This window comes from Anseongella ginsenosidimutans, from assembly GCF_008033235.1.
Classification (GTDB): domain Bacteria; phylum Bacteroidota; class Bacteroidia; order Sphingobacteriales; family Sphingobacteriaceae; genus Anseongella; species Anseongella ginsenosidimutans.
The window spans coordinates 1,312,065-1,337,320 of sequence record NZ_CP042432.1 but is presented as its reverse complement, the minus strand read 5'-3'; the positions used below and the strand labels follow the sequence as shown (position 1 = coordinate 1,337,320).

The window sequence follows — 25,256 nt, the reverse complement described above, 5'->3', positions numbered from 1 at the left end:
TCGCTACTCAAACAATGCATCCAGCGTAACTACATTCTGCACCAATCCTAAGGAGTGCTGATTTGGCACCAGTCCCATGGTTGTAACAAACGTAAGGAATACCGTTTTTGCGGTGCCGGTTTCCATTCGGAATACAGACAGTTTCTTTTCAAGTTCTGCCCTGTAGCTTTTGGTGATTATATAGGGGTCTTTGGAGAACTTGATTTCGCATACGGAGATCACATGGTCGCGCCGATCAATCAGCAGGTCAATTTGCGCGCCCTGATCCCGGCTTTGCCAGGAAGAAATTTCCGTATATACTCCGCTGATACCAAGGGCCTTTTTCAGGTGATGGATGTGCCGGAAGCAGACGTTTTCAAATGCATAACCGCTCCATGCCCGCCAGGATGGGCTGTCTATGCGACTAAGCCAGGCGCCTTCTCCTTTTGCCTTCCTGTCTTGCATAAATTTGAGATAAAAGAGTGTAAATTGGTCAGTTAACCGGTAAAGCGCATTTTTGATTCGCTTTCCAAAGGGATACACAATGGTGATAAATCCGCTTTCTTCCAGCTCGGCAATAACCTTGGTGATGTAGCCTCCGTTGCTAAGACCACTTTGTTTGATAAGTTCATCACGCGTCAATCCTTTGCTTTTCTTTGCCAGCGCTTCCACAATAGCAATATGGTTGTCGGCATGCCGGAATAAAGAACGATACAGATTGTGATATTCGCCCGCTAAGCTGCCCTTCGGCGAAAAACACAGTCGGTCAATCTCCTGAAAAACGCTGCGGCCCGGTTTTAGTTCATTGAGGTAATAAGGGATACCGCCCAAACTCATATACAATTGGATGGTTTGGTACCGGTCATACTTAATGTGCTTATGGTGCAGGAATGCCTCTGTTTCCTGAAGCGTAAAGGGGTCTAACCGGATGCGCTTGGTCACCCGGTTATGAAGGCCGCCCGGGTCGTTGATTAGCTTATTGATCATCCAGGAGGCCGCAGACCCGCAAACTACGAGAATTATATCGCTTCTATCCGATGCCCATGCATTCCAAAAATGACCTAAAGCCTGGATGAACTTAGATCGAAACGTATCGATCCAGGGAAGCTCGTCAAAGAATATGACTTTTTTCCCGTCATCAATGCTTTCCAGATATTCCCTTAACCATTCAAAAGCCTGCATCCAATCTTTTGGAGGGGCGTCATATACCATATCTGAGTAAACAGACTTGAGCGCACTCCAATAGTTGCTAAGTTGTTCGGCTGTACTGGCATCTGCAAAGCCGGTCATTTGAAAAACAATACGTTCCCGGTATGTATTCCTGATAAGATAGGTCTTACCAACACGCCTTCTTCCATATACAGCCAAAAATTCTGGTTGCGAGGACGATATGAGAGATTGCATCTCCGTAACTTCTTCCTTCCGGCCAATAATAGCTTCCATGCTCATTCTCTATAGTGCGCTAAATCTACAAAAAAAAGTATGATTAAGCGTATTGTAGCTTTTTATTACGCTAAATCTCCTTAAAAAATACAGATTAAGCGAGCGAATACTGTCCATATATGAACGCACCAATGTCCGTAATCGGACAATTCCCAGTAAGAAAACGCCCAGATTCCTCAAAAACATTGTTTACCGGTGTGGCAGCTTTCTTGCAACGAACGGTTATGTCCAAACAACGGTAAAAAATTATGTTTAGAAACTATCTGAAAATTACCGGGAGAAACCTTTGGAGGAATCCGGGATATTCGTTCATTAATATCTTCGGGCTGGCCGCGGGCCTGGCTTGCTGTATATTGATCCTGCTCTTTGTGCAGCACGAGTTTTCATATGACCGTTTTCATGAAAAAGGAGAGCGTATATTCCGGGTGGCGCAGCAGCGGCCCACTTCAGGTGCGGCGGAGTACTGGGCAGTCACTTCACCGGCTATGGCGGGCACGCTGACGCAGGAATTTCCTGAAGTTACGGCCGCTACGACGGTCGCGGAAACCTTCAACCCCCTGCTGAGCCTGGGTGACCAGTATTACGAGGAACAAGGGATATTAGCTGACACAGCTTTCCTGGACATTTTTACTTTTCCCCTTGTGCAGGGGAATCCGGAAACCTCGCTGGCAAGCCCTAACAGCATTGTACTCACCGAAAGCCTTGCCCGGAAGATCTTTGGTGAAGAAGACCCCATGGGCCGGACATTGATCTACCAGGATCAGCATCCGCATATTGTGACGGGAATAATGGCCGATGTGCCCGAAACCTCCCACCTGACATTTAGTTATGTCCTGCCTGCCGCGTCTAATCAGAACTACCGGGAATGTGTGAGCCGGGAGCCCTGGAACAATAACGGATGGTACACCTACGTAGAATTGGCCGGTGGTGCAACCACCGGGCAGCTGGAGGGAAAGATGTACGCCTATATCGAAAAGAACCTGGCCGACCGGCGGCCGGAAGACCGGATGACATTTTTTTTACAATCATTGAATGACATTCACCTTCCTTCGCGGAACATCCTCACCTTTCCGTTCGAGAAGAGCGGGAACCAGCAATACGTATATCTTTTCCTGGCTATTGGTTTCGCCATCCTGCTGCTGGCCTGTATCAATTATACCAACCTGGCCGTAGCGCGCTCCATCCGGAGGGCACAGGAAGTAGGTATGCGCAAAGTCGCGGGAGCGCGGCAGGGGCAGCTCATGGCCCAGTTTATCGGAGAGTCGGTGATGATGACCTTCCTGGCGTTGGTACTCGCCCTCGTGTTAGCGCATCTTCTGCTGCCGTTTTTCAGCCATTTGGTGGAGCGTCCGCTCCGGATGGACTATCTTGACAACCCCCTGCTCCTTCCGGGAATGCTGACGCTTACGCTGTTGGTGGGCCTGCTTTCCGGAAGCTACCCCGCGTTCCTGCTGACCTCGCTCCGGCCTATCCAGGCACTGGCGGGAAAGCAGGGACGGCGTAAAGCCGGTTTCAGGCTGCAGCCTGTGCTGATCGTAGGACAATATGCTGTTTCCATTGCACTTGTAGTAGGCAGCCTCGTTATATACCGGCAAATGCAGCTTGTACAAAACCGGGACCTGGGCTATAACCGGGAACATGTCCTTACGGTAGAAGTCAGGGATCCGGGCCTCAGCCGGCACTATGCGTCTATCCGGGAAGAATTGCTGCAGGATTCCCGCATTATTACCATCGCCTATTCGAAGAACCTGCCCACCAGTGTGCTGACCACTCAAAATATGTTCGACTACGAAGGCAGTAACGGGAAGCTTCTTTCAACCCGTACCACTAGTATTGACTATGACTTCCTTGATATTTACGGGATCAGTGTCATCGCCGGACGGGGCTTCTCACGCAGGTTCGGCACAGATACCCTGGGCGCTCCGGTCGCTTTGATCAATGAAACCACGGCGAAGGCGCTCGGCTGGACACCCGAAGAGGCGGTGGGCAAGGAATTCGGTTACTCGGACGGCCGCGGACGAAGGACCGTCCTAGGTGTCGTCAGCGACTTTCACTACAACTCTATCCACCGTGCGATCGATCCGCTCGTACTCACCCTTGACAGGGAGCCCGCCGGATATATCTCCGCCCGCGTAAGCGCACAAAACCTTCCCGGGACCGTTGAGTTGTTTGAGCAAAAAGTCCGGCAGTTCACGCATTACCCCTTTGAGTACCAGTTCCTGGACGACAGCTTTGACCAACTCTATAAAAGGGATATCCGGCTCGGAGAAATGTTCGGGTTCTTTACCTTGCTGGCTATCCTGATCGCCTCCCTGGGTTTGTTCGGCCTTGCCGCCTATACTTCCGAGCTGCGCATGAAAGAGATTGGCGTCCGCAAAGTGCTGGGCGCAAACGTATCCAGCATCATTCGCCTGCTGAGTAAAGATTACCTTAAACTTGTCGTATTCGGTTTTGTCATTGCCACGCCCATTGCCTGGTATGCAATGAACAAATGGCTGGAAAATTTCACCTACAGGGTGGCTATCGAGTGGTGGATATTTGCCCTGGCCGGTTTGTTGTCCGTGCTGGTCGCCCTCCTGACCGTAAGCTTCCAGTCCGTAAAGGCGGCGTTGATGAACCCGGTGAAATCATTGTGATCAGAGTGATCAGCAGAATTTCCCTTAATACTCCGGGATCGGTTCCACATTATAATATGCGGCTATTTCCTCTTTGGAAGGAGGGTTCAGCGGGCGGACGATCCGGACGCCGATAAAGGGAGTGGAGGGAAACCACCAATTGCTTTTAGGTGTTTGAGGGTCCATCGCCTTCCAGCTTGGGTCGGATTTCTGCCGGTTGGCGGAGCGAAGTTCAGCCGCCTCATCCTCAAAGGAGCCGCCCCGTACGGAATGCGGGTACAGCTCGGTAGCTTCGGCCACCGGGTTTTCGACGGTTTTCTTGCCGGCCTGCTTGTAAAAGTCGGGGACGTATTGGTCAATTGTCCATTCGGAGGCATTCCCGTACATGTCGTAGAGCCCCCAGGGATTCGGCTTTTTGCTGCCAACCGGATGGGTTTCCCCGCTGCTATTAGCCGCATACCAGGCGTATTCGTCAAGGGCGGACGCCTCCTGGCCGAAAAAGTAAGCGCTGGCTGAGCCTGCGCGGCAGGCATATTCCCATTCTGCTTCCGTGGGAAGGCGGTAAAATACGCCGGTGCGGGTGTAAAGCCATTTACAGAACTGAATGGCGTTGTATTGCGTCATGCCTACCGCGGGATGGCCTTCTTTGCCCATACCGAAGGTCATGTCCAGGTAAGGAGGCGTCGGCCGGGTAACGGCGTCAGCGCCGGCTGCTTCATCAACAGGTTTCGTCACATCGCCCGATTCGAAAATAAAGAGTTCGTACACGTCCCATGGGATCTCTTTTGCCGACATCCAGAAGGGGTCCAGCTTCACCTGGATCGCCGGGCCTTCATCTGGTTTTCGTCCGGGTTCATCGGCCGGGCTGCCCATGGTAAACTCACCTGCCTGTATGGGTACCATGTCAATCCCGGTTTTAACATTGGCCAGGTCCTGGGTATAAGGGTCGAATTCACCCGCCTGCGAAAAAGCCGCAGGGGGCTGGAAAAAAATCAGGAAACAGATCGTCAGTATAAAAGCAGGAATTGACTTTCGGATATTCATCGTTAATCTTCTTTTTTTTAAATTTTTATGCAAAACAGCTATATGCAAAAGCAGCTACTGGCTGCGGTCGCAAAATCCTTTCCCTTCAGAGCGGCAGGCCGACGCTCAAGGCATGCCCGCTGCATAATGCGGCCGGCCGGGCAGCTACCGTGCTACAGGAGCGGTTTGGGGCTTGCGCTGGCTCACGTAGTCCATCTGCCGGTACAGCAGCTACCGCGCCAAAGGAGCGGTTTGGGCCGTTGTCGTTACTCCCGGCGGCAGTTCCACCAATCTCAGGTTGCGGAACTCTATTTCAGCGCCTTCCGACTCGAGGCAGAGATAGCCTTTCTTGATCGTTGACTGGCTGATGCCATTGACGAACTTGCCGTTAACGGATAGCTTGATCACGCCGTCCACGCAAACCACGTCGTAGGTGTTCCATTCGCCCTTGCCCTTGCACCGGTTTTCAACGGATTTGCTGCGGGTTCCCCTGGGGTTATCAGGTACTGTAGTGACGCCGCCAACGCCGAAAAGTTCGCCATGAACGTAGGCGATGGGCGGCGTAACACCGTCGCGTTTGTGCTGGTTTACCCAGTCCAGCTCCAGCATTTGCACTTCAACGCCGCCCGGGAGCCGGTTTTCCTTGCCCGGCAGGGCGTCGCTCCATACAAAGATGCCGGAGTTCCCGCCTGCTTCCATATGCCTCCATTCAACATGAAGTATGAAATTCTCGTACTGCTTTTCCGACCGCATTACGCCAATGGGCTCTCCGGAACAAACCAGCACATCCTTTTTCAGCTTCCAGGTATCCGGGTTGGTGTTGACGTTGATCCATTTGATGGATGCGGGTTCCCCCTTCAGATCGGCCCGTTCCCAGTCCGGCTTCGTTACGGTTCCAAAGGAAATCGTTGACTGGGCATAGAGCGAATCATGCGGCCCCGCAGCAAAGACGGCAAGGAAAAATATTACTAGTCTTGTTCGCATTTGATCGACAATTGTTGAATTCTAAAGTGCTTTTTACACAGTTAAAGTACTTTTGTAATGCCCGGCACAGCAACCGGCTGAGTTTCCCAAACGAGGTCCCAATCATACTCCTCCAGTTTCGGGCCGATAGCTAGCTCCGAATTAAAGGCTTCTTCCAGCGTGATGGACTGGCCGCTGTACCCGACCATCTTTCCTAAGATGGCAAGCATCGTGCTGTTCGCCATCCATTCGCCGTCGTTCACAGGTTTGCCGCTGCGGATCGAAGCGAAAAGCTCATCGTGTTCCGCCTGGAACATATTATTGTTTTCTCCTTCGTACTTCCAGGGGTTCTTGCCGGTAATTACATGCTCGCGGCCGATCATGAAGTTGGCATTTCCCAGCGTGCCGGCAACTTCTACCGTATTGCGGCCGGTGGTGCCGGCCTGCTGGCGGCAAAAATGGATTCCCTTTGCCCCGTCGGCATATTCATATTCTATCGCAAAATGGTCGTAAATATTGCCGTATATTTCATCTACCCGGCGCTGCCGCCCGCCTGTTCCGGTGGCCCGTACCGGAAGCCGGTCACCCATAGCCCATGACATCATATCGATACTATGCACCGCCTGTTCCACGATAAAATCGCCTGAAAGCCAGTCATGATAATACCAGTTGCGCATTTTATAGACCATATCCGTCCAGTCCGGCTGCCTTGGCTTGGTCCAGAGTTCCCCGCCGTTGCGGAAAGTGGTTACGGTGCGCACATCGCCGATAGCGCCATCGAGGACTTTGCCGAAAGCAGCCATATTTGCATAATCGCGCCGGAAGCAAAAGCCTGACATGAGTGACAGGTTTTTCGCCTTCGCCTCCTTTGCCGCCGCCAGCACCTTACGGACCCCCGGAGCATCAACAGCTACCGGTTTTTCGCAGAACACATGTTTCCCGGCTGCTATGGCCGCCTCCAGATGCCCGGGGCGGAAAGCGGGCGGCGTAGTCAGGATCACCACGTCAACCCCTGAATCGATCACCTTCTGGTAAGCGTCAAAGCCGATATACTGGCGCCTGCGCGGAACCTTCACCTCATCCGGTTTCACTTTGGTAATGGCAGCATAGGCCTCTTCCAAACGATCAGGAAAAACATCGCCCATGGCGGTCAATACCACATCCGGGTCTGCGGTCAGCGCCTGGATCGTCGCGCCGGTGCCCCGGCCGCCGCAGCCGATCAATCCAACTTTCAGTGTTCCTTTGTTCGCGGCAAACGCTTCATTGGGAAAACCCAGGTTATACGCAAGCGCGCCGCCGATCATGGCCGCACCGGTACCTTTTATAAAAGACCGGCGGCCCATGTCGTTAGCATCCTGTGATCCATTATTCTTTCTCGTATCCATAGTATTTAATTTAAAACCTGTAAATATAATCAGTTAAACCGCAATTCACCAGCCTGGGTTCGGTGTCAGCCCGGGGTTCAGATCCAGTTCCTTTTGCGGTATCGGCCATAACACGTCGCGGTCCGGGTCAAAAAACCGTATAAAAGAATTGTCAGTTACGGTAACCAGGTCACCGCTGCTGTTGGTATAGGTCATCCCGGACGCCGTCCCGTTCATTACTTCCCCGGCGATGCCGTAACGGCGAATATCGAAGAATCTTTGTCCTTCAAAGGCCAGTTCTATCATACGTTCCCGCCTTACAATACTACGCATTTCTTCCTGCGATTTTGGCGCTGTGATCGCCGGCATACCCACATCGGCGCGCTGACGAACCTCGTTGATGGCCTCAAAAACAGATGCATCAACCTGGTTTAGCTCGATTTTAGCTTCGGCATACGTTAACAGTACTTCCGCGTAGCGCATTAAAATGATATTGATCCCGCTATTGTCCCTGTCATTCCTGTCTTGCGCATTTACATACTTCTTTACGTTGAAACCCGTTTTGGTGGAACCGGGATTATACCCGATGGCATCGGCAGTGCCGCTACCGGGCCGGGAGTCATAGGTTGTTCCGTCAGGAAGCTGGCTTCCCAACACAAAGATGGAATAATGCAGGCGGGGATCCCTGTTCGCATAGGGGTCATGAGGATCAAAGCCGCTGCCGGCTTCTTCTATGCCTTTCCCGTTCTGCATCTGGTAGGCATCCACCAGCTTTTTAACCGGAACAATATTACCCGAAGCTGTCTGTGAGTAAGGGGCCAGCAAGGCAAAGCTGTTGTTTGCGTAGATATTCTCTGTAAATTGTTTATCCAGGATAACTTCGCTGTTATTCTCGGCCGAATAGGAAAATAAGTTCTCATAGCTGGGATAAAGTTCGTACTTATCCAGCGCCATCACTTCGGCTGCGGCTTGGGCAGCCTCGTCATAACGTTTGATAAGAAGCATCAGACGCGCTTTAAAGGCAAGAGCAGCGCCTTTGGTTATTCTGCCCGGCTCACTGGCGTCCACCGGCAACTCCGCGGCGGCAGCCGTCAGCTCTTCCCCGATAAAATCATACACCTCGGTCGCCGGGGTACGCTGGACCGTTTTGCCTTCCTCGATGGATAATGACTTCGTAATCAAGGGCACATCGCCAAAGAGGGTGGTCAGCTGGATGTAAAAATAGGCCCGCAGGAAGCGTGCTTCCCCCTTTAGCCGGGTGATCAGGTCCATGTTGTCCGTCGGAACCTTATCCACGTTCTCCAGGAAATAATTTACGGCGCGTATACCTTTGTAAGCATTGTCCCACTTTTCTACCACAAAGGGATTGAGGGCATCATACGTTCCTTTTACGATGTAGGATTCCTGCATAAAGTTTTGATTCGGCCTTGCGATATCGGACAGGGCATCGTAGGAAAATATGCTGACGCCTTCCAGGTACGTATAAATCGCATTTACCGCCAGGACTGCATCCTTTTCCTCGGTCCAGAATATTTCAGAGGTGATCCGGTCGTTGGGAATTGTCTTGAGCAGGTCTTTCTGGCAGCCGCCGGCAAGCAACGCAAAGCAGCATCCGGCCAGAAATCTGTATATAGTTCGTTTCATGATTTTTCCGGTTAATTTTAAAAGGTCACATTCAGTCCCAGGGTGTACAATGAAACCTGCGGGTAGTAATTAAGGCGGCCTGAGGGGAATTCAGGATCAAGGCCCCATTTGGTTGCCTCGGAAATAGTGAACAGGTTAGAGCCGCTCACATATACCCTCAGTTTCCGGATGGTCAATTTCTCTGTGAGGCTGGCGGGCAGGGTGTATCCGATCTGCAGGTTCTTTAATTTTACATAGGACGCATCAATCATCCAAAAATCGGACATTTGGGAATTATGGATAGTTTGTGCCTTGGGCCGCGGAAATTCCGCATCCCGGTTCTCGGGTGTCCAGTAATCCTTTCCGATGGCCAGCGCAAATCCGCCCCAGTTCCCCTGCTCCCTGAATGCGCCTGAGGGCAGTCCGTTCACCTTCCCCACACCCTGGAAAAACACATTCATATCGAAATTCTTATAGCCGAAATTCATATTCAGGCCGAATGTATAGCGCGGTATGCTGGAGCCTATCATGACATAATCTTCCGAATTAATGGCGCCATCCTCGTTGATATCAGCGTATTTCACATCGCCCACCGAAGTGGCGGGATCAAACAGGGCATAGTTTGCGACGTCTTCTTCAGATTGAAAAAAACCAAGGGTCTTATAACCGATGTAAGCGTCTATCGGGAGGCCCTCTTTCCGGATGGTCAGGATCTCATTGGGGCTGCCGCTGATATACGGCCCTGTACCGGCAAGGCTTACGATCTTGTTACGCACGTCCGATACGTTAGCCGTGATCGCATAGCGAAAATCATGCGTGTCGTTTTGATGGGTAACAGACACTTCCCATCCTTTATTCTCAACAACGCCGGCATTTTGGGGAGGTGCGGTGAGGCCGATGACTGACGGTATGGGCAAGTCGAGCAAGATTCCCTCGGTATTCTTCACATAATAGTCAAATGTTAGCCCGAATTTGCCGTTCAGGAATTCAAGATCTACACCCACATCGGTTTGAACGGTAGTTTCCCAGGTCAGGGCCTCGTTGGCGAGCGCTTGCTGGATAATGCCCTGAACGCCGTTACCGCCGAAATTATAATTCAGGGCAGCCAGGGTTTCAAAGTACGAGTACAGGTCTACCGCCTGGTTGCCGGTCTTCCCCCAGGACCCCCTTAGCTTAAACTCGTTGACCACGCTCCGGGCTCCATCCCAGAAAGGCTCCCGGGAAATTCTCCATGCGCCTGAAACAGAGGGAAAGAAGCTGTATTTATTATCCCCGGTAAAACGCGAAGAGCCATCATAACGGGCGCTGGCCTCCAGGAAATATTTCCCGCTGTAGTTATAGGTTGCCCGGCCAAAATAAGAACGCAGGCCCCAGTCAAAATCCAGGCCGTCATTGTCCCGCGAGTCGGCTGAGCCTTGTGAGATGGCCTGAATCTCATTATTATAAAAATCGTTCCTGGAAGCTGACAGCTCCGATGCGTCATGGGAGATTTGCGAATAGCCGAGCGTCGCGTTCAGGGCATGATCACTCCAGTTCGCATCGTACACGAGCAGGTTATTCAAGGTATACTCCTTGCTATTATTGCGTATCTCCGTAAGGCTATTGGGGCCAACGGATTTCAGAATATTGTCCTTGTTATAATAGTCCCGTATTTCATAATCGTTGGCGAAGTCCTTACGGTAATATTGTTCATACTTGACGGCATATTGTGTCTGAAACCTGAGGCCCTTAAGGATCTCAATGTTTCCCTTCAGGTTAATGAACGCGTAGTTATCGGCAAAATCGGATGTACCATCCATAACAGCGGTTACCAGGGGGCTATAATTTTCCGAACCCAGCCCATAGGTCCCGTCAGGATATACGGGAACTGCAAAATTGGAGCCGCTGAGCATATACCTGAACGCTGCGTCCTCATGGAGAGGCGCAGCGTATTCTTTTACCCGGTAGTTAAAATCACCGGACAGACTGATCCGGTCGGAAACCTTAAAATCCGTGTTTAGACGGACGTCCTTCCTGTCGCCTGTTGATGTAGGGATAATACCATCCTGTTTGTAATAGTTTACAGAGAACAGGGCCTTGATCTGTTCGGTTCCCCCAGATAGCGACAAGGTATGGCTTTGCTGGGGAGCCGGATCAAGGAATACGTCAAACCAAACGTTGGGCAACGGGTATTTATAGCGGTCAGTCGCGTTCACCCATTCCTGGATCTCTGTTTCGGTGTACTTGGGTTCTTTACCCGCATTCACGAAGCCTGTATTCTCAAGCCGCATAAAATCTTCCAGTCCCATGTGTTCGGGATTGTAAATGCTTTGCTGAACGGCATAATAACCATTATAATTCACCGAAAGCGTACCGGTTTCCGCGCGTTTGGTGGTGACCAGCACCACACCGTTCGCCGCTCTGGAACCATAAATCGCGGTAGAAGCGGCGTCCTTCAGCACGGTTACGGAGGCAATGTCGTTGGGATTCAGATCCTGAAGGCTTTGTTCTATCCCGTCTACGACTACCAGGGGGTCATTAGCGCCCAGGGTAGTGATGCCTCGTATGCGGATGGTGGCGTTTGACTTGCCGGGCGCCCCGCCGCGGTCCATGACCGTGACTCCCGGGGCAAGCCCCTGTAAGGCCTGCGGCGCATTTGCTACCGGCCGCCTGGTCAATTCTTCGCCCTTAATATCCGAGACAGCACTAGTCAGGCTTGTCCTTTTCTGCGTTCCGTATCCAACCACCACTACTTCTTCAAGCTGTGATTCTTCGACCTTCATTACCAGGTCAATTACCCCACGTCCATTCACGGGAATCTCCTGGCTGAAGAAGCCCATCAGGTTGAATACCAGTACGGCGCCGTCTTCCAGTGCAGGCAATTCATACCGGCCCTCCTCGTCGGTTATGCTGCCTGTGCTGGTACCCTTTACCTGCACCGCCACCCCCGGCAAGGGGGCTCCGATGCTATCGGTGACCTGCCCGCTGACTGCCTGCTGGGCTTTTTCAGCGGTAGTGAAATCTTCAGGCCGGGGGAAGGACAGCTTCCTTGTTATCACGATGGTCTTGTCGTCAATGACATAAGTCAGCGGATACCCCTCCAGGCATCGCTCCATAACCTGTTCCAGCGGAGCATTATCAAAATTCACCTGCAGCCGCCTGCCGGCGTCAACCATCCGGGGCAGGTAAAAGACATCGTAGCCCGTTTGCTTCCTGATCTCCTTAAAAATCTGTTTGATGCTTACGTCGTCCTGGCTGAAGGTAAGGTTTTGCGCGAAGCCGCCGGCACTGACCTGCATAATCGAAACTGTCAGCAAAACAGCAATCAACTTCATAGTACGCAGCAGTTTAATAGAATGTTCGTACATTTGAAAATCTGGTTTAAGTTCAACAAAAGGTTTCCAATACCATTTGGATGGGGCCAGATATTGCCCGGGAGTGTTGCGAGCGCTCCCGGTTTTTATTTCTGTCCCCGGCCGTTTTTTTTACGCAGGGAATCTCTAGGGGTCGTTTTGTGAGGTCATTTTTATTGTGTTTAGGTTATTCTACAATGATCTTTCTTCCCTCTACCCGGAAGTGCATCAACCCGGCCAGCTCCATTTTCTCCAGCACCTCTGAAATAGTTGCATACCTGGAAATAGTGCCTGCCAGCTCCTGTTTCCGTATTTTCTCGTTCCCGTATTCGATCTCCACGTCATACCAACGCGCAAGTTCAACGAGCGCTGTTTCCAGGTTCTTGTTATTGAACTGGAAATACCCGTTTTTCCAGGCCACCACTTCATCCGCATCCACTTGTTTCACCGTAACACTACCTTCGAGAATCGCGGATTGCTGGCCCGGAGCGAGCAGGCGGCCGGCATCTTTCTCACGGGCATCTTTATCACCGGCATCTTCACGAACAGGCGTTACTTTAAGGGACCCTTCCAGCAGCGTCGTTTTCACGACCGGCTCGGCCGAATAACTGCTGATATTGAAGCGCGTACCGAGTACTTCTACCGTTTGCCCCTGGGTGGATACCAGGAAGGGCTTCGCCGCGTCTTTCGCCACCTCGAAGTAGGCTTCTCCGCTCAACGAAATACGGCGTTCTTTCAGCCCTTCAAATGACAGGGGATAGGTTAAGGTGGAAGAGGCGTTGAGCCATACCCGGGAGCCATCCGGCAGACGCACCTGGTATTGCCCGCCCCTGGGAGTGGATAATACTGCATACCTGGAATCGCCGCCGTCCTGCTGCGAACGACCTTCTATAGCCGTCCCGTCGCTGTACAGCAATTTTCCACCATCGGTAACGATGCCTTCTTTTTCGCTGCTGAGGTGAATGAGGCCGACAGCATCGTTACCGCCGCTTCCGGGAGTGCCGGCCAGGAATGCAAGAGTAGCTTTGTTACCTCCGGGCGAGATACCGGCGGCAGAAGAGAGGCCCGCTGCTTCCCGGTGCATAAACTGATCCGGGTCAAGGCCTTCCCTGTATAAATAAAGGCCGCTGATTAAAACGAGGCCGGCGGTGGCGGCGGCAGCATAAAGGAACCGCTTTCTTTGTTTTATTGGAAGAACCGAACCTTGAAGCCTGGATTTCACGGCAGCAGAGTCTTCGAGCAGTTCTCCGGCATCATAGGCATCATGTCCGTATTCACGGTATTCCACATACCAGTTTTCCAGGAAAGCCCTTTCCTCTTCCTTGATATCTCCACGGCGGTATTTGTCCAATAAAGTTTCGATCCTGTCCTTTTCCATGATTGCCAAACTAGTTACTATACAGGCAAGCCCGGGTCAACAGGGAAATTTTTTTAAGAAAATAATAAGAAAAAAAACAGCAGCAATGTACTAAGCCTGGTTCTCAGTATTTTAAGCGCATGGGTGATGTGCGAGGAAACCGTTTGCTCCGATATCCGCAGCCGCGAAGCAATTTCTTTGTGATCCAGGTGTTCCCGTCGGCTAAGCTTGAACACATTTCTCATGCGGGCGGGAAGCTCTTCGATCTCCCGCCCGATGGCGTCGGCCAGCTGTTTTTCGCGGATCAGGTGATCTGCCGCCTCCTGGCTTTTGCCGTATGCGGCCGCGAATTGTTCCATGGAAAGATGGTATTTGTCCTTTACCTTCCTGTGGGCAAAACAATTCAGTACCAGGTTACGGACCGTGGTAAACAAATAGCCGGAAAGGTTGCTTCCCGGGTCCAGGTGTTCCCGCCTTTGCCATACCAGGGAAAAGGTTTCCTGTACAATGTCCCTGGCCTCTTCCCTGTTCTCCAGCTTACGGAAAGCATGAGCAAGCAGCACCGTATTATACCGGTCATAAACCTCTGCGAACGCTACGGGATCCCCCGACCGCAAAAATTCAGCCAGTTCCGCATCACTGCACATACGATATCGGGAAGCGCGCGCCATTATATAGCGAATTTAGAACTTTTAATGTAACGGGAAAGCCAGGGTGAAAAATATGGATCCCGGCATGCGCCCCGATTTCTTCAACACTCTTTGCAAAGTACCGGGTGTTTGACAAATAAGAGAACAATATGCTTTCCGTAAAGACTACTATTGTGGAGGGACCGATAAGATAACAGAAAAAATCAGCTGGAAAAATTTGCAGCCGCCCCCGCATTTACAGAATATAAAATGTATTTTCCCATTCCCGAAGCCCAGATACTCGCTACGGGGTATGCGGAAGACCGAACGCCTTATTTAGCACAAAATCCCGGCTATTAACCACCGGGTAGCAACGCGAAATTGAGTCATGAAAAGAAGAACAGCCATCAGGCAATTAGTCGTTGTAGCAGGAGGGCTTGCTTTACTGCCCTCCTGCCTGAGCGGGCCGGGAAATGCGGCTATCAAGCTCAGCAACATTATTCTTAGCGGCGAGCAGGAAAAAACGCTGGCCGAAATTGCGGGAACGATCATCCCGGCAACCGATACTCCCGGCGCAAAAGAACTTGGCGTACACCTCTTTGTCTTAAAGATGCTCGACGACTGCTATGAAAAGGACGCGCAGCAGAAATTCATCAAGGGCCTGGGGCAGGCAGACCAGGTTGCGAAAGAACGTTTTGGGGCTTCATTTACCAAATGTAAGCCGGAACAACGGCAGGAGCTTATCAGCGACATCGAAAATAAAGCCTCGCTTCCGGCGGAGATCTTCGATTTCTATCAGATCATGAAACAGAAAACGCTGCAGGGCTACCTGAGTTCGGAGTACGTAATGACCAAGCAGCTTATTTACGAGATGGCGCCGGGAAGATACAATGGCTATTTCCCTGTGAAAGCAAGTTAAACTGAAAAGATATGGCTTATTTGAATATTAACAGTATAAAAGAACGAACGTTCGACGCCATTGTAATAGGTTCCGGTATGAGCGGCGGATGGGCGGCCAAGGAATTGACAGACAATGGCTTGAAAACGCTGGTTTTGGAAAGAGGCAGGGACGTAAAGCATATAAAAGACTATCCCACCGCCAATATGTACCCTTTTGAATTTGAACACCGCGGAGAATTGCCTCTTGCCGTAAAAAAAGAAAACCCGGTTGTCGGGCGCTGCTATGCCTTCGGCGAATCAACAGCGCATTTCTTTGTTAAAGACAAGGAACATCCCTATATCCAGGAAAAGGAATTTGACTGGATCAGGGCTTACCAGGTAGGCGGACGTTCGCTGCTCTGGGCAAGGCAAACCCAGCGCTGGAGCGACTTTGACTTTTCAGGGCCGGCAAGGGATGGTTTTGCCGTTGACTGGCCCATCAGGTATGCAGATATTGCACCCTGGTACAGCCACGTGGAGAAGTTCGCCGGCATTGCGGGCAATAAGGACGGCTTACAGGAATTGCCGGACGGGGAATTTTTACCGGGCTTCCCGCTTAATGCCGTAGAGGATTATTTCAAAAAGCAGGTCAGCGAAAAATTTAAAGGACGTCATATTATCAGCGGGCGCTGCGCTCATTTATCCAGGCCGGAACCTGTTCACCTGGAACAGGGACGGGGACAATGCCTGAGCCGCACGCTTTGCAACCGGGGCTGCCCGCTGGGAGGCTATTACAGCAGTAACTCATCTACCCTTCCCTGGGCGGCAAAGTCAGGGCATTTAACGTTGCGGCCCTTTTCCGTGGTTCATTCCATTCTTTATGATGAACAAAAGGGCAGGGCAAGCGGCGTGCGGGTCATTGACGCAAATACGAAGGAAGAAACGGAATACTATGCAAAGATCATTTTCGTGAACGCCGGTTCGGTGAATACAAACCTTGTTTTGCTGAATTCTGTTTCCGGCCGCTTCCCGGCGGGGCTGGGTAATGATAATGGCTTACTCGGAAAATACGTCGCTTTTCATAATTATAGCGCCACCATCAGCGCGGAGTTCGACGGGCTTAAAGAATTCACCACTGACGGGCGAAGGCCCACCGGAGGTTATGTCCCCCGGTTCAGGAACGTGTTCAAACAGGAAACGGATTTCCTCAGGGGCTATGCAGCCGGCTTTTCCGCACACAGGGGCCTGGACAGGGATACGGGTGGCTTTGGAACGGAATTAAAGGAAAACATCCTGAACCCGCAACTTGGCCCCTGGAGAGTAGGCTCCCACATGATGGCGGAAACAATTCCCAAAGAAAGCAATTATGTAAGCCTGGATCCCGACCGCAAGGATGCCTGGGGAATTCCACAGCTACGGATCTCCGTGGCCTATGACGACAACGACGAAAAAATGCGGAAGGATTATTTAGCACAGTTCGAGGAAATGTTCGCGGCAGCCGGGTTCACCAATATCCAGCCCAGGAATAAACCCATGGCTCCCGGCCTGGACATTCACGAAATGGGCGGCGTCAGGATGGGAAAAGACCCCAAGACCTCCTTGCTGAACAAATGGAATCAATTTCACGCCTGCAAAAACGTGTTTGTAACGGACGGAGCCTGCATGACCTCCACTTCCACGCAAAATCCATCGCTGACCTATATGGCCATTACTGCCCGCGCGGCAAATTACGCGGCGGAAGAACTCAAAAAGAGAAATTTGTAAAAAACATAAATTACATAAGAATGAATTCTTAATTTTAATATTGACGTACCGGGTCCAGGCGAGTGTCGCGTATTTCAAAAAAAGATAAGTCAATGATAAAGTCAGCTGCTGTAGTAAATTATGCCCCGGAAAAGGGCGCGGTAGAGATCCGTGAAGTAAGCAGGCCGGAAATCGGCGAAGAAGATGTATTGCTTGAAGTAGCTAATGTAGGGGTTTGTGGCAGTGATATTCACCAATGGAACTGCGATCATAGCTGGCCGGTGAACTACCCGGTGGTACTGGGCCATGAATTTGCCGGCCGCGTCGCTGAAACCGGCAGACGGGTCAGCGGATGGAAAGAAGGTGACCGCGTAGTAAGCGAAACCGCCGCCATCATCGATCTGAACAATCCTCTCTCACGCTGCGGCCAGTATAATCTGGATCCTTCCCGGAAGGGCTTCGGATACGGCGTCAACGGCGCCATGACCCGCTATGTAAGCGTTCCCGCCCGGTGCCTGCATCGCATCCCGGATGCTCTTTCTTTTGAATATGCCTGCCTGACGGAGCCCTGCTGCGTGGCCTACAATGCGGTGGTTGGCAATGTCCGTATCCGCCCCGGCGACCGCATCCTGGTACTGGGCCCCGGCACCATTGGCATCCTTTGCGCCGCCATGGCCCGGTTATGCGGTGCCCAGGTAGCGGTACTCGGCCTGGAGGCCGACCGAGGAAGACTTGAGATTGCCCGCCAATATGGTTGCCATCCCCTGGTTGGCGACGCCACAGAATGGGCGCTGGAGCGCGATGGCCTGGGTGTTGACGGAGTCATTGATGCAGCAGGGGCCAGCATTACCCTTCAGATTGCCCTGCGCCTGGTCCGGCCCGGCGGCTTTATCTCCAAAGTCGGCTGGGGGCCGCAGCCGCTGACTTTTTCGCTGGATCCGCTGGTGCAAAAAAATATCAGCCTTCACGGCAGCTTTAGCCATAACTGGCCTATGTGGGAACGCGTGATCGCTCTGCTGGCCAGCGGGCAACTGGACGTCAGACCCATTGTAGGCGGCATCTGGCCGATTTCAGAATGGCGGGAAGCCTTTGAAAAGATGCACAGCGGCGCCGTGGTAAAAAGTGTACTTAAACCTGCATGATCCTATGCCTCAGTTAGCAGCCTTTCCCAAAGCCTTTATGCAGGCTCTTTGCAAGGACGGATCCATGCGGCTTGCCGAATGGATTGAACTGGCCGCTGCCCTGGATATCGACGGCCTTGAATGGTATGCCGGGTTCCTGGAAATGGCTGATGAAAAGAACTGGCCACTTTTCCGCCGGCAGGTAGAAGACCACGGCCTGGTAATCCCCATGATGTGCTGTTCCCCGGACTTTACCCATCCCGTCGAAGAGTTCCGCCGGCGGGAGATCGAAAAGCAAAAACATTGGATAGACATGACCGCGGTGCTGGGCGGCTCCTACTGCCGCGTACTTTCGGGACAGCGGCGGCCGGAATTATCCATCGAAGAAGGCCTGAACCTGGCAGCCGGATGCATTCGGGAATGCCTCCCGTACGCCGCGAGGCTGGGGATTACCCTGATCATTGAGAACCATTACAAAGACGATTTCTGGGAGTATCCTGAATTCGCCCAGAAAATGGATGTTTTTTGTGCGCTGGTGGAACGGATAGACCATCCCCATTTCGGGGTGAATTACGACCCCAGCAATACTTACCTGGCCGGAGAAGACCCCCTGGAACTGCTTCGCAAGGTTTCCAACCGGGTAGTGACCATGCACGCCAGCGACCGCTACCTCCGGGAAGGGACCATCGAAGACCTGCGTCGTGAAGAAGGCGGGGCCACCGGTTATGCCAGGCGGCTCAGCCACGGAGAGATCGGAAAGGGACTCAACAATTATGACGCGATTTTTACGGAACTCAGGCGCGTGGGATTTGATGGCTGGATCAGCATCGAAGACGGTGTTGAGGGGATGGACCAGCTGGCCAGGAGCGTCACGTTCCTTCGCCGTAAAATAAATCAGTACTGGCCATGACAAACACCCGCAAATCTTCTCCTGTATATTGCTTTGGCGAGATCCTTTGGGACGTTCTGCCGCAGGGGGCCCTGCCCGGGGGGGCGCCTTTTAATGTAGCCTGCCACCTCAGCCGCTTAAATTACCCCTGCAGCATGATCAGCAGGATCGGCAGCGACCCGAGGGGCCGGCAGCTGCAGGCGCTTATGGAAACCTGGGGAGTGGAAAACGACCTGCTGCAAACCGATCCCACTCATCCTACGGGAGAAGTCCTGGCACGCATGGACCAGCACCATGAAATGAGTTACGAGATCCGCTTCCCTGCCGCCTGGGACTTTATCAACGCCTCTCCCCAGGCTTTGGAAAAAGTAAGAGAAGCCTCCTTTTTTGTCTATGGCAGCCTTGCGGCCCGGCATATCGTTTCGCGAACGGCGCTTTTCCAGCTGCTGGAACAAGCCCCGTTCAGGGTACTGGACATTAACCTGCGGCCCCCGTTCGTTGAAAAGCTGCTGCTGGAAGACCTGCTTCGCCATGCGCATGTTCTTAAAACCAACCAGCATGAGCTGGCGCTTATTCAGCAACTGTTCGGCGGCGCCCCTGCAGGCGAAGACACCCCCGCCCGGGAAGCCTCCCAGGTCGGATTTGTCCGGGAACGCTTCGGGATACCGGAAATCATCCTCACCAAAGGCGCCCGGGGCGCCGCGTATTACACCCCTGAAGGAAGCTGGCAGACCCCGGGAACACCTGTGCAGGTTGCCGACACCGTAGGCAGCGGAGATTCCTTCCTCGCCGCATTTATCGCCGGACACGCCCGAAAAGAACCGCCCGCCCTCATCTTGCGGAAAGCCGCTGCCATGGGAGCCTTTATCGCCGCCAGGGAAGGAGGCTGTCCGGAATATCAATTAGCTGAATTTGAAAAATTTTGCCAAGAAAGCTGACCGTTGCCGAAGCCACCGTGAAGAAACAGGTCAACAACGCGCTGAAAGTCCTGCGGGCCAAACTGGACGTTGCTATTCCTGTCCATTGCTACCCTGCCATTTATGCTTCTTTTATTAACTTAACCGGTAAATGGAACCAGGCAAAAAAAAGCTATCGCCACGGTTAGGGGCTATTGTCACCGCGCTTCCCTTACGGCCGGGGATGCGCGTATTGGAAATTGGCTGCGGCCCCGGGGCTGCGGCCCGCGAAATTGTCAAACTTATTGGCGAGGGACATATTCTTGCCATTGACCGCTCGGAAAAGGCAATAAGGCAGGCGATAAGCGCTTCATCCGATGAAATCCTTTCCGGCCGGCTTAGTTTTCGCCAGGTGGCAGCTGAGAACCTGGTGCTGGAAGCGGATGAGCAGCCCTTCGATCTGGCGTTTGCGGTGAGGGTGGGCGCGCTGGACGGGCGTCACCCTTCCCTGGCGCGATTGGCGCTGTCCGGGATTGCGAAAGCCTTAACAAAGAGCGGGAGGCTGTTCATTGACGGAGGAGATCCTTTACTGGAAATCCCCCTTGATGAATTCCGTTGAATTTTGTCCCGTATAACCATCTTAAATGTCGCAAGCTCCCCCTCCCGGACGGTGGCTTTCCGGCGTATGTTTGTATAACAAAAACAACAGGCATCATGCAAAAGATCATTCCCAATTTGTGGTTCGACAGCGAAGCTGAAGAAGCCGCGCAATTCTATACCTCGCTTTTCCCGGGGTCGGAGACAGGCACAATAACCCGGTATGGAAAGGAGGGGTTTGAGATTCACGGGCAGCCCGAGGGCGCCGTATTGACCGTCGATTTCGAACTGGCCGGATTCCGGATGACGGGGCTGAACGGCGGTCCGCTTTTTAAGTTCACCCCTGCAATTTCTTTTTTCGTGGTTTGCGAAACGGAAGCGGAAACAGATGCGCTTTGGCAAAAGCTTTCTGAAAGCGGAAAAGTATTGATGGAACTGGGAAAATACAATTGGAGCGAAAAATACGGATGGGTGGCTGATAAATATGGCCTTTCCTGGCAAATAACCCTTGGCCACCTTCAGGACGCGGGGCAAAAAATAACCCCTTCTTTTCTATTTGTCGGCGACCAGTACGGACGGGCCGAGGAGGCTATTGATCTGTATACGTCCGTGTTTAAGGATTCCGAAATAGTAAATATTTTTCGGGGCGAAGCAGCCGGGCCACAGGGGCGGGAACCGGTACTCTATGGACAATTCCAGCTGAGCGGCGAGTCTTTTGTTGCTATGGACGGCGCAGGCGAACATAATTATTCTTTCACCGAGGGCTTATCGCTCATGGTCAATTGCGGATCGCAGGAAGAAGTGGATTATTTCTGGGAAAAGCTTACCGATGGCGGGGAAGAAAGCCAGTGCGGCTGGCTGAAAGACAAGTTCGGAGTATCATGGCAGATCGTTCCCTCGGTACTCAACGAAATGATGAAGGACCCTGACCCGGAGAAAGTTGCGCGCGTGACCAAGGCCTTTTTGCAAATGCAGAAATTCGATATCCGGCGGCTGGAAGAAGCCTACCAGGGACGCTAATTGTCCAGGTTGCCTGGGGCAAGCCAGGCTACTTTTTGGTGCGGCTGGTGAGGCTGCCCGAGGATATCCCGGTATAGTTCCGGACGCCTTGCCTGCATATAGCGGTACCCGCCGGCCAGGCGGAGTTTTTCGGGTGTCAGCACGGCAGCGACCAGGTCATTCCCAAGGGTTTTACATTCCGCGAGGATATCGCCGAACGGGTCAATGATCATGGAGCAGCCATTTTTCAGCTGGTCATCATCCATGCCAATAGGATTTGAAAAAATGCAGTAAACTGCGTTATCATAGGCTCTGGCAGGAAGCCACTTCATTAACCAATCCCGTCCTTTCATTCCCTCGAACTCCAGCCTCAGCGAAGTAGGATCCTCTTCGCGCTTTTCCCAGAGAGCGGGATCTACAAATCCGGCGCCGGGGCGGCTTGACGGTGTACACATGGTCACATGCGGCATAAATATGACATTAGCTCCCAAAAGCGCCGTAGCCCTTACATTTTCTATGATATTGTTATCATAGCAGATCAGGATACCGCACTTCCAGCCATAAAGGTCAAATACACAGTATTCATTTCCGGGTGTCAGGTGAGGATTGATAAAAGGGTGCAGCTTCCGGTACCTGGCAACCAGCCCGTTTTGATCGACACAAACGTACGCCTTATACAAGCGATCATTATCATCCCGCTCAAAAAGCCCGGCCAACACAGCGATTTTATGATTGGCGGCTATGCGGGTAAGTGTTGAAATGCTTTCCCCGGAAGGTATAGGTTCGGCCAGTTCCAGCATCTGCTCCTTCGAAAGACGCCTGGCAAACGTGTACCCGGTAATCGAACACTCATGAAAGGCAATGGCCTTCGCCCCTTTTTCTGAAGCCTTCGCGGAAAGCTCTTCAATAACGGAAAGATTGTATGCTTTGTCGCCGCTTTTATGTTCAAACTGCGCGGTCGCTACCTTAAATTTATCCATATGAGTTGATCCTGTTATCCTGGAATCAATATACTGTTTTTCGCCGAAAGAAGGATTTCCTTAACTTCGCTTGCTGATTCACAGATATCATGGGCAAGCCAAGGGAAATTGATCTTCATTTACAGGCATTCAGGCGGAACACGTCCGGAATGAGCCCCGAAGCCATGTTGAATGTGAGCATCGAACGGATGCGGTCCGCCCTGGACGAAGCCATTTCCAACGGCGAAAAAGAAATCCGCTTTATCCACGGGCGCGGAAAAGGCGCCCTCCGTGAACGCGTTTACCAGGAGTTACAGACCTACGCCCGTGAGGGGGAGATCATCTCATTTGAACCTTCCTTCTTCAACCCTGATATCGTCGTGGTACGGATCCGGTATTAAAGTCGTGGATGAATTTGACACAGCACTTCCTGCGTAAAGCAGATTAAAAAGATGAAAGGAGTAGTCGCATTTTTCAACGTTCTTTTTCGGCCCACTTGTCGTATTTCCGCCGGAGCATCAATACTGCATTGGGGCCGCCTTTTTTCTGGCCGAATATTACTAAATCGAGATAGGGTCTTTTAGGATGGTCATTTGGCTTCGTAACTGTAATAAATGCCGAAGTTGCCTTTTGTTCTCCGCATCTTTTATCGCCGCCTGCGATTGATCCTGCTTCCAGCGCCCGCATCAGGACCTTATCTATCCGGAGCCCTTCATTTCTTGCCTTCAAGGCCGCGGCAAAAACTGCCTGGAGTACCTGCTTGCCGGCTAAAGTATTGCCTTGTACAGAAATGCCCGGCGCTGTTAACGCCCCGTTAGACGAATGGGTCGAGGTGCCTGTATAAGTGGCAGCATTCATGTGGCTGACCGTCAACACGGAGTATTGCTGGCGTTCCGGATCAAACTTGCGGTTTCTGATCGCCGCGATGATCTGTTTCGGCGTGGCTCCTGTAATGATCATCTTTAAACCTTCTTCCCGGGCCTCGTTATTGCTCATCGCCTGCACAATGATTGCTCCTTTACCCGGCATAATGCTGCCGATTCCGTAGCAATTATAACTGCAGGAGGCTCCGGCAATTCCAATTTCCTTCGTTTCAGGATCAATAATTATAATGGACCAGGTGGCAAAAGCATTAAAGCCGCATAGCGCCAGGATGCCGATCAATGCCGACGTTTTCATGAACGAATATAATAAGAATCCGGAAGTATCGTAATCCGCCGGGAAATAAGTAATTTTAAGAATTATGCTTGATATTGTCATTGAATCGAGGAAAGCTTCCATCGGCCCGAACCTGACGGTGAACCGGATCCTTCCGTTCCGGCTGCGAAGAATGGTGGGACCATTCATTTTTATGGACCACGCGGGCCCTGTACGCGCCGAAGTGCCGGATGCAGGTGAGTACGACGTGCTGCCGCATCCGCATATCGGCTTGTCAACGGTCAGTTATTTATTCGGCGGAACCGTTACTCACCGGGACAGCCTTGGGGTGGAACAGGTGATAAAGCCCGGAGAAGTGAATTGGATGACGGCAGGCAGCGGAATTGCTCATAGCGAACGTTTCGAGGACCCTGCGGTACTGGCGGGCGGCGAACTGGAAATGATCCAAACATGGGTGGCCCTGCCTGAAAAAGACGAAGAGTCGGCGCCGTCATTCCATAACTATACCGTTGAACAGCTGCCTGTCTTTACCGACACCGGCGTATGGATGCGGTTGATCGCGGGAAATGCCTACGGGCTGCTGAGCAGCGTGAAAACGAGTTCCCCTTTATTTTACCTGCATGTGGTGCTAAGCCAGGGCGCCCGCTTTGGATTGCCAAAAGAACATGCCGAAAGAGGCATTTACATTGCCAAAGGGAGTATAGAAGTGAACGGGAATACGTACGGTGAGGGAAAACTGCTGGTATTTACCAAAGGAGGCGACCCGCTGATCATTGCAAAAGAAAAAGCCACACTTATGCTGCTTGGCGGCGAGCCGCTGGGAAACCGTTACATTTGGTGGAATTTTGTGTCGAGCCGGAAGGAACGAATAGAACAGGCCAAGGAAGATTGGAAACAAGGGCGCATTATTTTGCCTCCCAATGATAACGACACATTCATTCCCTTGCCGGAAGACAAATCAAGGCCTTCCGGGCCCCTCCGGAGGTGCTTTCCTGAATGTCGTTTTTAACCCCGCTTCATGGTTGAGTCGACGACAATATTATTCGTCAGGATCTTATGCACGGGACAGGCGTTCGCTACCATAAACAAACGCTGCTGCTGAGCATTATCCAGGTTGCCTTCAAATTTTATCGTTCGGCGGAAAGTGGTTTTGCCATCTTCTTCCAGCAGTTCAATGTTTATTTTAACATCCCGGAGTTCCCACTCCTTGCGAGCTGCAAACATTCTTACCGTTGCGCTGGTGCATGCAGCTAAAGCGGATGCAAGCAATTCCTTAGGAGAAAAACCTTTGTTCCTGCCCCCCTTATCAAGGGGCTCATCCGCTGTTACTTTGTTCCCGGTGGGAGAAGAAATTTCAATAAGGTAATTTTCTTTGCCATTAACGGCGGTTACTTGTGCCATGATCTGTAATACATTGATCTTGTGGTAAATTACCATTTTTTCCCGGCAAAGCCAACCCAGGCAAACCGCGGGATGGCTTCGCAGGATTGCTCCCGTACAACGGTTTAGCAGGACAGGGCAGGATAGTTGGCGGCGGCGCTTTGTTTAATTTCACTACACCAACATTTAAATGTATGCCAGACCATTTTATCTGATCTTTTAAGTGTACGGTGTACACGAACGTGTTGGATTGGAAGTGCCATAACCTCATAAATATGTAGAAATGCGAATTCTTTTTTCTTTCACC

The 25,256-nt window shown here is 51.9% G+C and carries 22 protein-coding genes; 11 read left to right on the top strand and 11 right to left on the bottom strand.

Annotated elements, in window-relative coordinates:
- Window positions 1–3: 3 nt before the first annotated feature.
- Window positions 4–1,422 carry an AAA family ATPase gene (locus FRZ59_RS05655; RefSeq protein ID WP_132128330.1) on the bottom strand — a complete coding sequence of 473 codons (1,419 nt, stop codon included), beginning with the start codon at window positions 1,420–1,422 and terminating at the stop codon, window positions 4–6.
- 248 nt (window positions 1,423–1,670) lie between these two features.
- Here FRZ59_RS05655 and FRZ59_RS05650 point away from each other — a divergent pair, with 248 nt between their 5' ends.
- On the top strand, window positions 1,671–4,058 hold the full coding sequence (locus tag FRZ59_RS05650; protein ID WP_132128329.1) for an ABC transporter permease: 2,388 nt from the start codon (window positions 1,671–1,673) through the stop codon (window positions 4,056–4,058).
- A 24-nt stretch (window positions 4,059–4,082) separates the two neighbouring features.
- Here FRZ59_RS05650 and FRZ59_RS05645 read toward each other — a convergent pair whose 3' ends face one another.
- The 7 genes from FRZ59_RS05645 to FRZ59_RS05615 form a co-directional block, all read right to left on the bottom strand.
- Window positions 4,083–5,081 carry a formylglycine-generating enzyme family protein gene (locus FRZ59_RS05645; RefSeq protein ID WP_132128328.1) on the bottom strand — a complete coding sequence of 333 codons (999 nt, stop codon included), beginning with the start codon at window positions 5,079–5,081 and terminating at the stop codon, window positions 4,083–4,085.
- 210 nt (window positions 5,082–5,291) lie between these two features.
- On the bottom strand, window positions 5,292–6,044 hold the full coding sequence (locus FRZ59_RS05640; protein ID WP_132128327.1) for a 3-keto-disaccharide hydrolase: 753 nt from the start codon (window positions 6,042–6,044) through the stop codon (window positions 5,292–5,294).
- A 41-nt stretch (window positions 6,045–6,085) separates the two neighbouring features.
- A complete protein-coding gene (locus FRZ59_RS05635; RefSeq protein ID WP_225975210.1) occupies window positions 6,086–7,408 on the bottom strand; it encodes a Gfo/Idh/MocA family protein in 1,323 nt (440 codons plus the stop codon).
- A 45-nt stretch (window positions 7,409–7,453) separates the two neighbouring features.
- On the bottom strand, window positions 7,454–9,031 hold the full coding sequence (locus FRZ59_RS05630; RefSeq protein WP_132128326.1) for a RagB/SusD family nutrient uptake outer membrane protein: 1,578 nt from the start codon (window positions 9,029–9,031) through the stop codon (window positions 7,454–7,456).
- Window positions 9,032–9,048: 17 nt separating this feature from the next.
- A complete protein-coding gene (locus FRZ59_RS05625; RefSeq protein WP_158640538.1) occupies window positions 9,049–12,324 on the bottom strand; it encodes a TonB-dependent receptor in 3,276 nt (1,091 codons plus the stop codon).
- 205 nt (window positions 12,325–12,529) lie between these two features.
- Complete coding sequence (locus FRZ59_RS05620; RefSeq protein ID WP_132128324.1) at window positions 12,530–13,720, bottom strand: FecR family protein; 1,191 nt, start codon at window positions 13,718–13,720, stop codon at window positions 12,530–12,532.
- Between the two features lie 53 nt (window positions 13,721–13,773).
- Window positions 13,774–14,370, bottom strand: a complete 597-nt coding sequence (locus FRZ59_RS05615; protein WP_225975209.1) for an RNA polymerase sigma factor — start codon at window positions 14,368–14,370, stop codon at window positions 13,774–13,776.
- A 346-nt stretch (window positions 14,371–14,716) separates the two neighbouring features.
- Here FRZ59_RS05615 and FRZ59_RS05610 point away from each other — a divergent pair, with 346 nt between their 5' ends.
- The 8 genes from FRZ59_RS05610 to FRZ59_RS05580 all read left to right on the top strand — a co-directional run bounded on the left by FRZ59_RS05610 (window position 14,717) and on the right by FRZ59_RS05580 (window position 21,473).
- Complete coding sequence (locus FRZ59_RS05610; RefSeq protein WP_132128323.1) at window positions 14,717–15,247, top strand: gluconate 2-dehydrogenase subunit 3 family protein; 531 nt, start codon at window positions 14,717–14,719, stop codon at window positions 15,245–15,247.
- A gap of 11 nt (window positions 15,248–15,258) precedes the next feature.
- The gene (locus tag FRZ59_RS05605; RefSeq protein WP_132128322.1) at window positions 15,259–16,971 is read left to right on the top strand and encodes a GMC oxidoreductase; all 1,713 of its coding nucleotides are present in this window, start codon (window positions 15,259–15,261) and stop codon (window positions 16,969–16,971) included.
- A gap of 92 nt (window positions 16,972–17,063) precedes the next feature.
- Window positions 17,064–18,092, top strand: coding sequence for a zinc-binding dehydrogenase (locus FRZ59_RS05600; protein ID WP_207910219.1), 1,029 nt, complete (start codon window positions 17,064–17,066; stop codon window positions 18,090–18,092).
- A gap of 4 nt (window positions 18,093–18,096) precedes the next feature.
- Window positions 18,097–18,981 carry a sugar phosphate isomerase/epimerase family protein gene (locus FRZ59_RS05595; protein ID WP_132128321.1) on the top strand — a complete coding sequence of 295 codons (885 nt, stop codon included), beginning with the start codon at window positions 18,097–18,099 and terminating at the stop codon, window positions 18,979–18,981.
- Entirely contained in the window at window positions 18,978–19,898 is a 921-nt protein-coding gene (locus FRZ59_RS05590) for a carbohydrate kinase family protein (RefSeq protein ID WP_132128320.1), read from the top strand. The genes FRZ59_RS05595 and FRZ59_RS05590 overlap by 4 nt, the downstream gene beginning before the upstream one ends.
- A complete protein-coding gene (locus FRZ59_RS18485) occupies window positions 19,883–20,065 on the top strand; it encodes a hypothetical protein (protein WP_158640537.1) in 183 nt (60 codons plus the stop codon). The genes FRZ59_RS05590 and FRZ59_RS18485 overlap by 16 nt, the downstream gene beginning before the upstream one ends.
- Window positions 20,029–20,475 (top strand): SAM-dependent methyltransferase, encoded by a 447-nt coding sequence (locus tag FRZ59_RS05585; RefSeq protein WP_132128319.1) that lies wholly within the window; start codon window positions 20,029–20,031, stop codon window positions 20,473–20,475. Before FRZ59_RS18485 ends, FRZ59_RS05585 begins: the two co-directional genes overlap by 37 nt.
- Before the next feature lie 95 nt (window positions 20,476–20,570).
- On the top strand, window positions 20,571–21,473 hold the full coding sequence (locus FRZ59_RS05580; RefSeq protein ID WP_132128318.1) for a VOC family protein: 903 nt from the start codon (window positions 20,571–20,573) through the stop codon (window positions 21,471–21,473).
- Here the strand turns inward: FRZ59_RS05580 and FRZ59_RS05575 are convergent.
- The gene (locus FRZ59_RS05575; RefSeq protein ID WP_132128317.1) at window positions 21,470–22,432 is read right to left on the bottom strand and encodes a nitrilase family protein; all 963 of its coding nucleotides are present in this window, start codon (window positions 22,430–22,432) and stop codon (window positions 21,470–21,472) included. The genes FRZ59_RS05580 and FRZ59_RS05575 overlap by 4 nt on opposite strands.
- 89 nt (window positions 22,433–22,521) lie before the next feature.
- Between FRZ59_RS05575 and FRZ59_RS05570 the strand changes: the two genes are divergently transcribed.
- Window positions 22,522–22,812: a Smr/MutS family protein gene (locus tag FRZ59_RS05570; protein ID WP_132128316.1), complete on the top strand. Its 291-nt coding sequence runs from the start codon at window positions 22,522–22,524 to the stop codon at window positions 22,810–22,812.
- 73 nt (window positions 22,813–22,885) lie between these two features.
- On the opposite strand, the gene FRZ59_RS05565 is transcribed toward FRZ59_RS05570, so the two are convergent.
- Window positions 22,886–23,590 carry a DUF1028 domain-containing protein gene (locus tag FRZ59_RS05565; protein ID WP_132128315.1) on the bottom strand — a complete coding sequence of 235 codons (705 nt, stop codon included), beginning with the start codon at window positions 23,588–23,590 and terminating at the stop codon, window positions 22,886–22,888.
- Between the two features lie 64 nt (window positions 23,591–23,654).
- On the opposite strand from FRZ59_RS05565, the gene FRZ59_RS05560 reads away from it, so the two are divergent.
- Complete coding sequence (locus tag FRZ59_RS05560; RefSeq protein WP_147698245.1) at window positions 23,655–24,578, top strand: pirin family protein; 924 nt, start codon at window positions 23,655–23,657, stop codon at window positions 24,576–24,578.
- Here FRZ59_RS05560 and FRZ59_RS05555 read toward each other — a convergent pair.
- Complete coding sequence (locus FRZ59_RS05555) at window positions 24,575–25,006, bottom strand: OsmC family protein (RefSeq protein WP_225975208.1); 432 nt, start codon at window positions 25,004–25,006, stop codon at window positions 24,575–24,577. The genes FRZ59_RS05560 and FRZ59_RS05555 overlap by 4 nt on opposite strands.
- Window positions 25,007–25,256: the final 250 nt, after the last annotated feature.